Origin of the sequence: Faecalibacter bovis (assembly GCF_017948305.1) — a bacterium.
GTDB classification, from domain to species: Bacteria; Bacteroidota; Bacteroidia; order Flavobacteriales; family Weeksellaceae; genus Empedobacter; species Empedobacter bovis.
The window spans coordinates 1,452,306-1,466,817 of sequence record NZ_CP072842.1; the positions used below are offsets into that span (position 1 = coordinate 1,452,306).

The 14,512-nt window shown below is 29.3% G+C and carries 15 protein-coding genes; 7 read left to right on the forward strand and 8 right to left on the reverse strand.

All coding sequences use genetic code 11. The annotated features are described in order from the left end of the window. Entirely contained in the window at positions 1–1,014 is a 1,014-nt protein-coding gene (locus J9309_RS06960; protein WP_230475187.1) for a glycosyltransferase family 2 protein, read from the reverse strand. An 87-nt stretch (positions 1,015–1,101) separates the two neighbouring features. Between J9309_RS06960 and J9309_RS06965 the strand changes: the two genes are divergently transcribed. The 3 genes from J9309_RS06965 to J9309_RS06975 are packed head-to-tail and all read left to right on the forward strand — an operon-like array spanning position 1,102 to position 3,495. After that, positions 1,102–1,659 (forward strand): acyltransferase, encoded by a 558-nt coding sequence (locus J9309_RS06965; protein ID WP_230475188.1) that lies wholly within the window; start codon positions 1,102–1,104, stop codon positions 1,657–1,659. A 1-nt stretch (position 1,660) separates the two neighbouring features. After that, positions 1,661–2,470 carry a glycosyltransferase family 2 protein gene (locus tag J9309_RS06970; protein ID WP_230475189.1) on the forward strand — a complete coding sequence of 270 codons (810 nt, stop codon included), beginning with the start codon at positions 1,661–1,663 and terminating at the stop codon, positions 2,468–2,470. Beyond that, positions 2,452–3,495 (forward strand): glycosyltransferase, encoded by a 1,044-nt coding sequence (locus tag J9309_RS06975; RefSeq protein ID WP_230475190.1) that lies wholly within the window; start codon positions 2,452–2,454, stop codon positions 3,493–3,495. Before J9309_RS06970 ends, J9309_RS06975 begins: the two co-directional genes overlap by 19 nt. Positions 3,496–3,558: 63 nt before the next feature. On the opposite strand, the gene J9309_RS06980 is transcribed toward J9309_RS06975, so the two are convergent. From J9309_RS06980 to nusB, 6 genes are all read right to left on the reverse strand, one after another. Further along, entirely contained in the window at positions 3,559–4,254 is a 696-nt protein-coding gene (locus J9309_RS06980; RefSeq protein ID WP_230475191.1) for a response regulator transcription factor, read from the reverse strand. Between the two features lie 4 nt (positions 4,255–4,258). After that, positions 4,259–5,809: a sensor histidine kinase gene (locus tag J9309_RS06985; protein ID WP_230475192.1), complete on the reverse strand. Its 1,551-nt coding sequence runs from the start codon at positions 5,807–5,809 to the stop codon at positions 4,259–4,261. A 22-nt stretch (positions 5,810–5,831) separates the two neighbouring features. Beyond that, entirely contained in the window at positions 5,832–6,431 is a 600-nt protein-coding gene (gene coaE, locus J9309_RS06990; protein ID WP_230475193.1) for a dephospho-CoA kinase, read from the reverse strand. A 72-nt stretch (positions 6,432–6,503) separates the two neighbouring features. Continuing rightward, the gene (yajC, locus tag J9309_RS06995; protein WP_230475194.1) at positions 6,504–6,839 is read right to left on the reverse strand and encodes a preprotein translocase subunit YajC; all 336 of its coding nucleotides are present in this window, start codon (positions 6,837–6,839) and stop codon (positions 6,504–6,506) included. 17 nt (positions 6,840–6,856) lie between these two features. Then, positions 6,857–7,348 (reverse strand): DUF1573 domain-containing protein, encoded by a 492-nt coding sequence (locus tag J9309_RS07000; RefSeq protein WP_230475195.1) that lies wholly within the window; start codon positions 7,346–7,348, stop codon positions 6,857–6,859. 47 nt (positions 7,349–7,395) lie between these two features. Continuing rightward, positions 7,396–8,343, reverse strand: coding sequence for a transcription antitermination factor NusB (gene nusB / locus J9309_RS07005; RefSeq protein WP_230475196.1), 948 nt, complete (start codon positions 8,341–8,343; stop codon positions 7,396–7,398). Positions 8,344–8,406: 63 nt separating this feature from the next. Here nusB and J9309_RS07010 point away from each other — a divergent pair, with 63 nt between their 5' ends. Further along, positions 8,407–10,164: an ABC transporter ATP-binding protein gene (locus J9309_RS07010; RefSeq protein WP_230475197.1), complete on the forward strand. Its 1,758-nt coding sequence runs from the start codon at positions 8,407–8,409 to the stop codon at positions 10,162–10,164. A 116-nt stretch (positions 10,165–10,280) separates the two neighbouring features. Then, complete coding sequence (locus J9309_RS07015; RefSeq protein ID WP_230475198.1) at positions 10,281–10,670, forward strand: PUR family DNA/RNA-binding protein; 390 nt, start codon at positions 10,281–10,283, stop codon at positions 10,668–10,670. Positions 10,671–10,792: 122 nt separating this feature from the next. Here the strand turns inward: J9309_RS07015 and sucC are convergent, their stop codons facing one another. Beyond that, positions 10,793–11,986, reverse strand: a complete 1,194-nt coding sequence (sucC, locus tag J9309_RS07020) for an ADP-forming succinate--CoA ligase subunit beta (protein WP_230475199.1) — start codon at positions 11,984–11,986, stop codon at positions 10,793–10,795. Positions 11,987–12,161: 175 nt separating this feature from the next. Between sucC and J9309_RS07025 the strand changes: the two genes are divergently transcribed. Together J9309_RS07025 and J9309_RS07030 are read left to right on the forward strand one after the other, a co-directional pair. After that, the gene (locus J9309_RS07025) at positions 12,162–13,811 is read left to right on the forward strand and encodes an ArnT family glycosyltransferase (RefSeq protein ID WP_230475200.1); all 1,650 of its coding nucleotides are present in this window, start codon (positions 12,162–12,164) and stop codon (positions 13,809–13,811) included. Positions 13,812–13,831: 20 nt separating this feature from the next. Then, a complete protein-coding gene (locus J9309_RS07030; RefSeq protein ID WP_230475201.1) occupies positions 13,832–14,506 on the forward strand; it encodes an ABC transporter ATP-binding protein in 675 nt (224 codons plus the stop codon). The last annotated feature ends 6 nt before the right edge of the window (positions 14,507–14,512 follow it).

Consider the following 14,512-nt stretch of genomic DNA (forward strand, 5'->3'; position numbering starts at 1 on the left):
TCATCCCTCATAACGTTTTTTAAAAACTTTAAAGCCTAAGTTAGTTGGAAGATTTAATAAGAAGTTTTCTTTTTTTTGATGTAAAGTAAAATATGGAGATAAATAATCTAACAAAGTTAAAGAAGGAGCTTTTTTCATACGATTGTAATTGATTTTAAAATAATTTTCATCTTTCAATATTTTCCATTGCATTTGAATAATTAATGTTTTAAAATTAATAATCCAACCTCTAATTAGCTTACGTCTTTCAATATTATTAGTGTGATTATAAGATTTAGTAACCAATTCTAGAATTGTCTGATGATTTTCGGAATTCTTTTTTGTACGATTGAAAATAACAGAATTAGAATGTAAATAGTAATTATAAGTAATAGCTCTATCAATTGAAACAGAATTAATTTTCTCCATTAAATGAAAAAACCATAATTCATCTTGAGCATATAAACCAGGAACAAAATATATTTTATTACTTTTAATAAAATCTAAACGTATTAATTTATTCCATGAAGATACCGGAAATTCACCTTTACAATAAGCTTTAAAAATGACATCATTACCAATTAAATGATCATTTTTAGACATTGTAGGAAAACCAAAATCTTTAACAGAATTATCAAAGGTATTTATCCATCTATTTTGCCCTATTATCAAATCTGCATTTGAATTTATAGCATTATTAATTAAGTGTTCAATACAATCTTCTGTTATATTATCATCACTATCCAAAAAATAAATATACTCACCTTTTGAATGATCAATCCCTGTATTTCGTACTACTGATAATCCACTATTTATTTTATGGTGAATTAAGCGTATAGATATGTCAGTATTAGAGTTTATAAATTCTTCTATTAATGCTATACTTCCATCTGGAGTACAATCATTCACTAATATTATTTCATAATTTTTATAAGTTTGATTTTTTACCGATTCTAAACATCTAATAATAAAATCTTCGCATTTAAAAACGGGAATATTGATACTAACTAATGGATATTGATTTAATTCTGACATTTTGAGAATGAATGATTTTCTATCATCAAATTTAAATAATTTATATTTACATTACCACTTATATTTGTGTATTAATATTTCCATAGTATGTTAAATAAATTATTAATAATAATTTTTAAATTATTCGAGAAAGCCAAAAGAGAGCAAGCGTATAAATTATTTAAGCAAAATCCTCAATCTCGAATAGCATCTAATTTTAAATTAGGGTTTAATAATTATTTCGATATTTCATCCACTGCCACTATTACAATCGAGAATAATGTAACCATTAACGAATCCAATTATATTACTATAAAAAAAGGTGCAGAATTTTCGATTGGCGAGGGTACTTATATTACACGAGCTACCATTTCCTGTTTAGGTAAAATAGAAATCGGAAGAAATTGTATTTTGGGTGAAGGGATGAAATTATTTGATCATAACCATCAATATTCTGTTGAGCCTTTTTCGGTGGCTAAAACCGATTTTAATATAGGGTTTATTAAAATGGGAGATAATGTGTGGACAGGTGCAAATGTAGTTATTCTAAAAGATGTAACAATTGGCGATAATGTTATTATTGGTGCAGGATGTGTTATACATAAGGATGTGCCATCTAATTCTATTATTATTAATAAGCAAGAGCATCTAATAAAATCGCTTTAACATGAAATTCTCTATTTTAATAGCACATTATAACAATTGGAATTATTTTCAAGAATGTTATCAATCCCTAAAAAATCAAACTTTTCAAGATTTTGAGATTATTATAGTTGATGATTATTCTACCGATGATTCCTATCAGAAGTTAAAAGAATTAGCATTATCTGATTCTAAAATCAAACTTTTTCAAAATTCCGAAAACAAAAAGGTGGGATATACCAAGCATCGATGTGTGGAAGAAGCCAATGGCGAAATATGCTTATTTGTAGATCCCGATGATGCAATTGTAAATAACGCTTTAGAAGAAATACAAGATGTATATAGTGTTAATCCTTCAATTATTGCTACTTATTCGAAAATTAAATTAATTGATGATAAATCAAATCAGAATGGCATCTTCAAATTTTCAAAGAAAATAAAAAATAAGAATCCGTATTTTTTTAATGTTAATCTAGAAGTGGCTCATTTATTTTCCTTTAAAAGAGAAGCGTATTTCAAAACTTCAGGAATTAATGAAAACTTGACATCTGCTGTGGATCAAGATTTATATATGAAATTATATGAAATAGGTGATTTTTATTTTATAGATCAGTTTCAATATTTGTATCGACTTCATGATAAAGGTGTGTCTCAAGATAAATCAAAAAAAGATAAATTAAATTCCAATTGGAACCAAGTCCTTTTAGATACGTGTAATAGGAGAGGATTAAATAGAATATATGGTCAGAATCCCAATAATATTTCTAATTTATCTAAGTTCCTTTTTGAAAAAGAAAATACGTTCATAAAAAAAATATGGAGAAAATTGATATGACAACAATTATTATCAAATCATTTAATCGTCCTTTTTATTTAGATCGTTGTCTTAAAAGTTTATCTCTGTATATTAAGGGTGAATATGAAATAATAATATTAGATGATGGAACACCAAAAAAATATTTAGAGAAAATAATCCAATTGTATCCCAATATAATTCTAAAAAAATCTAATCAGTTTGAAGAAAAGAATCAATCAATTGATGATAATATTAAAACAGGAAAACCAATTGATGGATTCTCTATACCTACAGATTTGTGGTACAATGCAATTCGAAATTCTTCAGATTATGTATTGGTTATAGAGGATGATGTATGGCTGACAGATTACACGAATTTAGATGAAATTGTTGAAATGATGAAAACAAGAAATATCGTTTTAACAAAATTAGGTTGGTTAGGAAATTTTCGTGATGATCAATTTTGCGATATAAAGCCTTTATCGGAAACCTTACATCAATTAAGCCCCAAAAATATGTTTACATCTAATAAGTTCATCATGGATTTATTTATGTATAATAAACTTAATTTTTTTTCGATTCTTTATAAATTAGGTATTGTAAATAATCTAACGAAAAGAAAATACTGGGCAATTAATTCGATTCTAATGGGACTTTATCAAAAAGAATATTGGTTGGCTATTTGGGAAGATGCGCATGGTAAGGTAGACGAGAAGCAACAATTACGAAATGCAGCAGCTTATTATCATAAGAATCGTGAAATAAAATTTGCAAGAACTTCTAAAGAACTTTTGAAGACGACATTTAAATCTTCTGCAACAGGATCTTATCATAAAGAAGTGAATCAATTTGATGTAAATCGAATGAATTATATCTTAAATGAAGCATGGCTTATTGGAGAATTTGACTCAATGGAAAATTATCCTAAAGACTTCTCTGATGATTATATAAAATCATTTTTAGAGATATCTAATCATCCATACGCTCAATATAATGAATGGTTTAAATGGGCGAATAAATTTAGGGACCAATACCTTAAAAATGGAGCAGAAGTCGATAACTAAAAAGTACATAAAAAAACCTCAACATACAATGTTGAGGTTTTTCTTTGGTATAAATAATTAAATTTATTCTTGTACTAATAATCTAAATCCTTCTCCATGGATATTTACAATCTCTACTGCAGGATCTTTCTTTAAATACTTACGTAATTTTGCAATATAAACGTCCATCGAACGAGATGTAAAATAATTATCATCATGCCAAATACGAGTTAATGCAATCTCTCGTGGCATTAAATCATTTTTATAAACCGCAAGTAAACGTAATAATTCATTTTCTTTCGGAGATAATTTCTGAGATTTGCCATCGTAAATTAATTGTCTCAATTTAGCATTAAAATTGAATCTACCGATTTTAAAATCTTCTTGCTCAAATTTCTCTTCTTCACCAGAATTACGTTGTAATACCGCTTTAATTTTGTATAATAAAACTTCAGAGTCAAATGGTTTTAAAACATAATCATCTGCACCAATCTTATAACCTGTCAAAACATCTTCACGCATGTTTTTCGCAGTTAAAAATATAATTGGTTGTTCATTTTTTAACTCTTTGATTTCTTTTCCTAATGTAAATCCGTCCTTTTTAGGCATCATTACATCTAAGATACATAAATCATAATCACTTTCCTTGAATTTCGCTAGACCATCCTCTCCGTCAATCGCGTGAGTTACGTCGAAATCATTTATTACTAAATAATCTTTTAATACACTTCCAAAGCTAGGATCATCTTCTACTAAAAGTAATTTTTGTTTATCACTCATTGATCTATGATTTTAAAGGAATTTTAATGTAAAATGTACTGCCTTTATCTGGCTGACTTTCTGCCCAAACTTCACCTTCGTGAAGTTGTACAATTTTTTTAACATAAGCCAAACCTAGTCCATGTCCTTTTACATTATGTATATTTCCTGTTTCTTCTCTATAAAATTGTTCAAATATTTTTTTCAATACAGTTGGCGACATACCAATTCCTTTGTCTTTTACTTCTACAACAAAGTGTTTATCTGTATTATAAGTTTTAACATAAACCTCAGGCTTTCCAGTTGAATATTTACGTGCATTGTCTAACACATTAATAATTATATTTTCTAAATGAAAAGGATCTCCGTTTACAAAAACTTTATCTGCATTGTATTGTTCAAATATTGTACCATTTCTTTCTTCAACAATAAAACGTATAGGTTCTATACTTTTTTGAACTATACCATTCATGTTTACTTCTTCAATATTTAAATCCATTTGATTTCTTTCAAGCTTAGCCATTCTTAAAACCATCTCTACATGAGCGTTCATACGTTTGTTTTCTTGCTTGATCAAATCGGCATAATATTTCACCTTTTCAGGTTCAGAAATGATCTTAGAATTCTTTAAAGCATCCGATGCAATGTTGATAGTTGCAATAGGGGTTTTGAATTCATGTGTCATGTTATTGATGAAATCAGTCTTAATTTCAGATATACGACGTTGCATTTGCATGTAATAAATGGCTAAAGCAAATACTGTCACAATAATCATTGTAAGGATAAATGTTAACGACACAATTGGAATTACATCGCCTAAAATTACATAATTCTGATCTGGAAAATATGCTGTTAAATTATATTCAGCATGGTCATTTCTATCATAAAATAGTGGAACTGTAAATTTGATGTTCTTTTCTTTAAAATTCTCAGATTTGATATTTGTTAATAAAGAATCTTTTGTAATAATACCAATTCGAGGAGTAGCTTTTATTCCGTATTTTATTAATTCTTTCTTGAAAATAGAATCTAACATTTTGTAAGAAATACGTTTGTCGAGTGGAGTAGTACCAGCATCCCAACGAGCCATATTTTCTATTGTATATGTACCATCTCGTAAAGATTCTTCCAAATTAAGGTTTAAATTTCCTACTCCTCTCGAAGCGGAATCTTTATCAATTTTATATACTTTTTCTTGCGTATAAATGTTAGCTTTTGTTAAACTGTCATTATAAGTTCCAGAAATCGGAACCATAGATTTTTCAACAACATATTTAGTAACATAAGCATAAGTTACGCCTAAAGAATCTTTAATAATTTGTGATGAGAAAGCTTGTGGTTTATCCACACTTGCCTTTAAATCACTATTGATGTTATTTAATTTATAATAATATTTCTCAATTTCGTATTTATTAACCTTTGTAGTAGTTGCATTCATTGCTTGGTATACGCTGGTATTGAAATTCTCTAACCCCGAACGGAAAGTTAAATTCAGCCAATAAAATTGGATAATCATTAATCCAATTAAAGCAATACTCATGATAGCAATCAAGACTTTATAAAAACCTTTTCTCATTTGATTGTAATATGGTTCAAAATTACGTTTTTTTGATGTTGTCAACAATATTTTTCACTTGTTGATACAAGTAAGTCAAATCTTGACTATTATCAATTACATAATCTGAAAATTCTTTTCTTTCATCATCACTTAATTGATTTGCCATACGTGTTAAAATCTGTTCTCGCGTTAATCCATCTCTTTCAATGGTGCGTGCAATTCTAATTTCTTTATCAGCAATTACAGAAATAATTATGTCACAATCTTTATAACTTCCACTTTCTATCAAAATAGCAGCTTCTTTGATGACATAAGCAGAATTTTGTTCATCAACCCAATTTTTGAAATCATTGAAAACAGCGGGATGAACAATTGCGTTTAATTGTTGTAGTTTATCCTTATCGTTGAAAGTTTGTGCAGCGATAAAATGCCTATTCATTCCATCTTCATTATAAGCCTCTTCGCCAAATAAATTTTTTATTTTTTGAATAACTTCAGGATTTTCATTTTGAATTTTTCTGGCTCTTAAATCAGAATTGTATAAAGGAAAACCTAATTCTTCAAAATATTTAGCTGCTGTTGTTTTTCCTGATCCAATTCCTCCAGTTAGTCCAATTATTTTTGTGGTTGTTTTTTTCATGGATTCAATTTAAAATAAAATGCCGAGGATTTCCTCGGCATTTTAATATTTTAAGAAAGTTTTATCTTTTACTTAATCCTCAGTTTTTTCAACTTCTTTCGTTACATTTTTGCTGTAACGAGCTAAAGTTAATTCTCTTGAAATCGCAGCTTTCTCAAATTTAATTTTTCCAGCTCCAGTTTCAATGATTACAGCATCATCATAGATTTCATTAATCTTACCATGAATTCCTGATGTTGTAACAACTTGAGAACCTCTTTTAATTTCAGCTTGGAATGTTTTTTCTTCTTTTGCTTTTTTCTGTTGTGGTCGAATCATGAAGAAATACATAATTGCGAACATCCCACCAAGCATAAGGATAGACATCATTCCACCACTTTCTGCTTGTAAAAATATTGTTTGAATCATTTTTAAATTTTAAATAATTATTGTCCAAATGCTTGTTGAGCATTAGGAGCAGCTTCTGTAGCTCCAACAACATTTGCAGAAATGTTGAATTGCTCAGTTCCGTTAGCTGTATTTGTTACTAATGTAACAGTTTTTTGTTGTTTACCGTTCATGTTTCCTGCTGTATATTCTACTTTAATAGAATCTGTTGCACCAACCGCAATTGGTGTTTTAGGGAATTCAGGAACTGTACATCCGCAAGTAGCAGAAGCATCTTGGATAATTAATGGAGATTTTCCACTATTTGTAAATTTGATGTAAGCTTGTACTTTTTCGTTTGCTTTAACATCTCCAAAATCGTGTGTAGCTTCAGCTAAAGTCATTACAGGCGCTGTTGCAGGATCTACAACTTTACTTGCTTGTTCAGCAATTTCTTCTTCAGAATATAAATCTGTTGCTTTTTCTTCTTTACAAGCTGTAGTTGTCATAACTAATGCAGCAACACCTAATATAAATAATTTTGTTTTCATTTTTTTAAGAAATAAGTTTTACCAAATTTAAAAAAAATAAAATGGAATTATAATAATCCTCTACCGTATTTTGGTAAGTTATTGTTGTCTTTTAACTCTTTTAAGGTTTTATCTAAGATTCCGTTAACAAAAATCTTTGATTTTTCTGTCGAATAATTTTTAGCTAATTCGATATATTCATTAATTGTAACCTTTGCTGGAATATTAGGGAAGTGTAAAAACTCAGTCAACGCCATTTCTAAAATAATTAAATCGATTGTAGCAATACGATCAATTTCCCAGTTACTAGCTTTATCTTCTACAATTTGACGAGTTTCTTTTTGATGACGAACAGTTTTACGGAATAATTCTTCTGTAAATTTCTTATCATCAGCATCTTTGTAAACTTTAAATAAGCTAATTAATGGTGATGAAGAGCTACGGAATGATTTTAAAGTCATATGAACCATTGAATTAGCAATGTATAAATCATCTGCCCAATTTAATTGGATTCCTTCAAACCAATCGTGTAAATCTTCGTATTCTGCGATAAATTCTACAAAGAAATTGATAATAAATTCTTGATCTTCATCAAAAGAATTTACATCGTTTTTCATGTAATCTTTATATAAATCGCTTTCTACTAATTTATTAAAAATGTTATTCGGGTAAGTGTCATAGATGTCCCAATCGTACATTTTGTTGTTTTGCGTGTAACGAGATAATTCTAAATTTTGGCTTAAAATTTTGAACATCTTGTTATTTACAAACTTCATGTTTGGGTTTAAATCCTCTTGTGTTGGAAAGTTCTTGTTTTTAACAAGTTCTATTTTATTTGAAGCAATTTCTTGTTGAACTTTAACTAAGTTTAGTAAGTAAATGTATAAATCGTAGATTTGATCAATACCTTTCATCAAATTTTTCTCTACAATTCTCTCGTCACCTTCAGTTCCTAAACTGTTGTATGCATATACACTTTGCATAACTTTTTCGCGGAGTTGTCTTCTTCCCAACATAATTTCAATGATATAACGTCTATTAAGAATGCAAAGGTAAGTAAAAAGATGTAATTTTGTTTTGTGAAATCGTTACAGAAATTAAATAATTTTTTATGGAAGTATAAATGGAGACTATTATTAGGCTTCGTTTTTACGATATCTGCCAATTTTGTGCAGGTATATTCAGTTACTTTTATTCGTGAGGCAATCAATACGGTAGAAGGATTATTAACCAATTTTGGCGAAAATTCTGAACAAAGTTTAGATCTTCTAAAACAAGGGTTGATGTATGCCAGTTTAGCTTTCCTAGGATTTAAAATTCTTGGAGGTGCATTAACTGTGGGTACGCGACAAATGATTATTGTGACTTCTCGTTTGATAGAATTTGATCTAAAAAATAAGATCTACCAACATTATCAACATTTATCTCTTTCGTTTTATAAAAAGAATAAGACTGGGGATTTAATGAATCGTATTACAGAAGATGTTGCATTGGTGCGTATGTATTTAGGTCCTGGTATTATGTATCCAGTAGATTTAGTTTCACGTGTGTTGATTATTGGTTATTTTATGTCTCGTGTCGATACAGATCTTACCTTATATACACTTTTGCCTTTGCCAATTCTTTCTATATTAATTTATAATGTTGCGAATAAAATTAATCAAAGGAGTAAAAAAGTTCAACAACAGCAATCTACAATTTCGTCATCTGTACAAGATACATTTGCAGGAATTCGCGTGATAAAATCTTTTAATACCGAAGAATATATAAAATCTAAATATGCTGTAGAAGCTGAAGAGTACCAGAAAAAAGCCTTGCATTTATCTCAAATTCAGGCTGCGTTTGGACCTTTAATGGTAATTATTGTTGGTGTATCAAATTTAATTATTCTTTATTTAGGTGGATTAAAATACATTAATGGTGATTTAGATATTGGAGCAATTGCAGAATTTTTCTTGTATTTGAATATGTTGATTTGGCCATTTACTTCTTTAGGTTGGATTACAACGGTTGTGCAACGCGCTGAAGCTTCGATGGCTCGAATTAATGAATTCCTAAATCAGAAATCTGAGATTATCGACCATCCAAATAATAAAATCCAAATTCAAGGTGATATAGAATTCCAGAACGTAACTTATGTTTATGAAAATACAGGGATTATAGCTTTAAATGATGTTTCTTTTAAAATTAATAAAGGCGAAACGCTTGCTGTTTTAGGTAAAACAGGTTCAGGAAAATCAACAATAGCATTGTTAGTTGCACGATTATTGGAGCCTACTTCGGGTAAAATATTATTTGATAATAAAAATATGCATGAAATTAGTGTAGAATCAATCCGAAAGGAAATTGGTTACGTTCCACAAGAAGCGTTTTTATTTTCAGATTCTTTAACTAACAATATTTTATTTGGATCTGATGAAACAGATGTAGACGTAGCTAAAAAGTTTGCCGAAAAAGCTGTTGTTGCTAGTAATATTGATCGATTCAAAGAAAAATATGATACCGTTGTAGGGGAAAGAGGTGTAACACTTTCTGGTGGTCAAAAACAACGTGTATCTATAGCAAGAGCATTAGTTAATGATCCTAATATTTTAATATTTGATGATAGTTTATCTGCTGTTGATACAGAAACTGAAGAACAAATCCTGAATAATTTAGCATCTGATTTTGAGGCTAAAACATCAATTATAATTACACATCGTGTTTCGTCAGCCAAAAATGCAGATCAAATTATATTTTTAGACGAAGGAAAAATTGTTGAAAGTGGATCGCATGAAGAGTTGTTAGCTAAAAAAGGGTTTTATTACGAACTTTTCAATAAACAAATAGCAGATTAAAATTTTTAATCAATTTTGGTTAAAAATTTGTTTTTATTTAACACTTCGTTTTGTTATTTGATATTTTTTTTTAGTTTTGTTAGGAAACTTTTAACAAACAACTATTATTAAGCCATATGAGTGATTTTGAAAATCTAGAAAAAATGGAGGCAGATGGAATATTTTCCAAAGTATTGAGAGCGGGAAGACGTACCTATTTTTTCGATGTAAGAGAAACGAGAGCTGGTGATTATTATTTAACAATTACAGAAAGTAAAAAGAATACAGGAGACGATGGTTCTTTCTTCTATAAAAAACACAAAATCTATTTATATAAGGAAGATTTTGAAAGTTTTAAAGATATGTTAGACGAAACTACTCAATATGTATTTCAAAATAAAGGTGAAGAAGTAATTTCTGAACGCCATCAAAAAGATTTTGATACGAAGAAGTACAAATCTGATGAGAAGGATGAAGGAGAAACTAATTTAGAATCTTTTACTGATATCAATTTTGATGATATTTAATCCAAAAATATAACAAACAAAATACCCCAATTGATTCGTGTCGATTGGGGTATTTTTTCACATTATAAAAAGAATAAAAAAAAGTCATTCGATTCCGAATGACTTTTTTATGAATGTATTTATTAAGCTACTAATTCTTTTACTTTATCAGCTGCATTTTGTAATGTAATTGCTGAGTGAACTTCTAATCCAGACTCATCAATCATTTGCTTAGCTAATTCTGCATTTGTTCCTTGTAAACGAACAATGATTGGAACATTGATAGCGTCTCCCATGTTTTTGTAAGCATCTAAGATACCTTGAGCAACACGGTCACAACGTACAATTCCTCCGAAAATGTTAACTAAAATAGCTTTTACGTTTTCATCTTTTAAAATGATACGGAAAGCTTTTTCTACACGTTCAGCATCAGCAGTACCACCAACATCTAAGAAGTTAGCTGGATTACCACCAGATAATTTAATGATATCCATAGTTGCCATTGCTAAACCAGCTCCGTTAACCATACAACCAACGTTACCGTCTAATTTTACGAAGTTTAATCCAGCCTCACCAGCTTCAACTTCAGTTTCATCTTCTTCGCGTGTATCACGTAAAGCAGCGATGTCTGGGTGACGGAATAATGCGTTATCGTCAATAGTAACCTTAGCGTCAACTGCGATGATTTTATCATCAGAAGTTTTTAATACTGGGTTAATTTCGAACATAGATGCATCAATAGCAACGTAAGCATTGTATAATGATGTGATAAATTTAACACCTTCTTTAAATGCATTTCCTGATAAACCTAAGTTGAAAGCAATCTTACGAGCTTGGAAACCTTGGATTCCAACTGTAGGATCAATTTCTTCAGTAAAGATTTTATCTGGAGTAGATTCAGCAACTTCTTCGATATCCATTCCACCTTCAGTAGAATACATAATCATATTTTTACCAGTCGCACGATCTAATAATACAGAAACATAGTACTCTTCAGTTTCAGATTCACCTGGATAGTAAACATCCTCAGCGATTAAAACTTGGTGAACTTTTTTACCTTCAGCAGAAGTTTGAGGAGTTACTAATTGCATTCCGATAATATCGTTTGCTCTTTCCTTAACTTCGTCTAAATTTTTGGCTAGTTTAACACCTCCACCTTTACCACGACCACCTGCATGAATTTGAGCTTTCACAACATGCCATCCTGTTCCGGTTTCTTCTGTTAATTTTTTAGCGGCTTCAACAGCTTCCTCTGGTGTAGTTGCAACAATTCCACGTTGAACTCTCACACCATATTTACTAAGAATTTCTTTTCCTTGATATTCGTGAAGATTCATTTTTTTTGATTTTTCAATTACAAAAATAGAATAATTGTTGAGGTATTCTAAATTTTGAATCATTAATTTTATCAGGTTAATCTAAATTTAATAAATAAATTAAGGTTTTTAGGTTAATTATCCCTTAAAATTGACAAAATATATTTTAAGTTTGTGATGTTATACCTATTGTAAAATGAATCTTCGTATATTATTAATAATAGTATTTATCCTAAATTTAGTTCAGGGTATTTTTACACCAATAATTGATGATGAAGCTTATTATTGGCTTTGGAGTACAAAATTAGACTTCGGATATTTTGACCATCCACCAATGATTGCTCTTTGGATTGCGTTGTCAGATTTTATATTTAATGGAGAAATTGGCGCACGTTTTTTCACTGTTTTATTTAATACGATTACGGTTTATCTATTTTGGAAAATTGTTGAACCGAAAACCAAAAAAGAAATTAAATTATTTACTATAATTTATTTTAGTTTATTGCTTGTTCAAGTTTTTTCCTTTGTATCTACTCCAGACGCATCATTATTGTTTTTTACTGTTTCTTATTTATATGTATTAAAAAATTATATAAAAAATCAAGCATTTCGATGGACAGCTTTACTGGGAATATGTTTCGCAGGTTTGATGTATAGTAAATATCATGGAGTTTTAGTTTTAGCTTTTACCTTATTACCAATACTAACATTTTTAATAAAGAAACAAACATTCTATATCGCGGTTTTATTTTCATTATTACTTTATTCACCACATTTATTTTGGTTGTATCAAAATGATTTTCCGCCAATTTCGTATCATTTTATTGATCGCAGTGCGGAACAAAAATTTAGTTTCACACAACCATTAATTTACATTTTAACTGCTATACTAAGTGCCGCTGGATTATTGTTTATTTATATAGGTAAAGCTTTAGTAGATGTTAATAAGTCTGATTTATTTCAAAAATCAGTATTTTGGTTAGTAGTTGGACCTTTCTTATTTTTTCTAATTTCAACCATAAAAGATACCACACAAGCACAATGGTTATTGATTAGTTATATCGGGTTAGGATTGCTATTATACTGGTATATCAGGAAACAAGAAAATACAAAACAGTTCGAAATTTTAGGTTTTTCTACAATAGGTTTAATGATAGTGGGACGAATTATAATTACGATTCCTTACTTTTCACCATTCTACGAAACAAAGACTTTTGGAGAACTTTCAGGCGAATTATCACATACCAAGATTGTAGCTTTTGAAAAATATCAAGAAGCATCAATTTTTCAATTTTATAATCAAGATAGGCAAGGAGTTGTTTATCGCACATTAGGAAATAGACATAGTCAATTCTCGTTGTGGGATACTGAGAATTTATTAAATAAACCTTTTACATATATCACTCCTTGGAAGGAATCTATGCTTAGTTTTGAAGGACTAAAAAAGAAACAATTTTATATTAACATTATTGATAATTATAAACCAATTCATCATACAGAAGCTTTATTTTTAGAAATAGAGGATAATGAATTAGAATTGAAGTATAATGTACCTTCGCGAATTAAAATTCAATTAAATAACATAGATATTGATTTGTTAAAAAAGGAAAAAGTAAAATTAAGCTTGTTTATAACGGAAGATCAACAGTATTATATTGTAGAAGAAATTAATGTTCCGATGAATAATTGGACAAATCCGTATGAACAAAAAGATGGTTTTGTTTTTGAATTTAATTATCAGCCTAGATTAACTCCTGGTGAGTATAAGGCTTTCATAGGTTTAACACCTGACGGATTAATTCCGAAGTATCAATCCAAATCTTTAAAAATTATAGTTACTGAATAGTTTCTTATATTTACAGCATCATGATTAAGGCAACAAATATTGTAAAAAAATATGGCGAACTTGAAGTATTGAAAAATGTTTCATTAGAGATCGCCGAGCGTGAAGTTGTATCTATAGTAGGTGCATCTGGTGCGGGAAAAACAACATTGCTACAAATTTTAGGAACATTAGAAAAAAGTTCTGAACCGAAAGAATATAACACAGAAATTTTAATAAATGGTCAGGATATAACTAAGTTATCTGACCGTGATTTATCTAAATTTAGAAATGAAAATATTGGTTTTATCTTTCAGTTTCATCAATTGTTACCTGAATTTACAGCGTTAGAAAATATTTGTATTCCGGCTTTTATTCGAAAAACAAATAAATCGGAGGCAGAAAAACGTGCCAAAGATTTGATGGATTATTTAGGTGTTTCGCATCGTATGAATCACAAACCGAATCAACTTTCTGGAGGTGAACAACAACGTATTGCAGTAGCACGAGCTTTAATAAATCAGCCAAAAGTTGTTTTTGCAGATGAACCTTCGGGTAACTTAGATTCAAAGAATGCTGAAGAGCTACATGATTTGTTTTTTAATCTAAGAAAAGAATTTGGTCAGACTTTTGTTATCGTAACACATAATGAGGAATTGGCGTCTTTAACTGATCGAAAATTAGTTATGCACGACGGGAAATTCCAAACTGAATTTTAATGTATA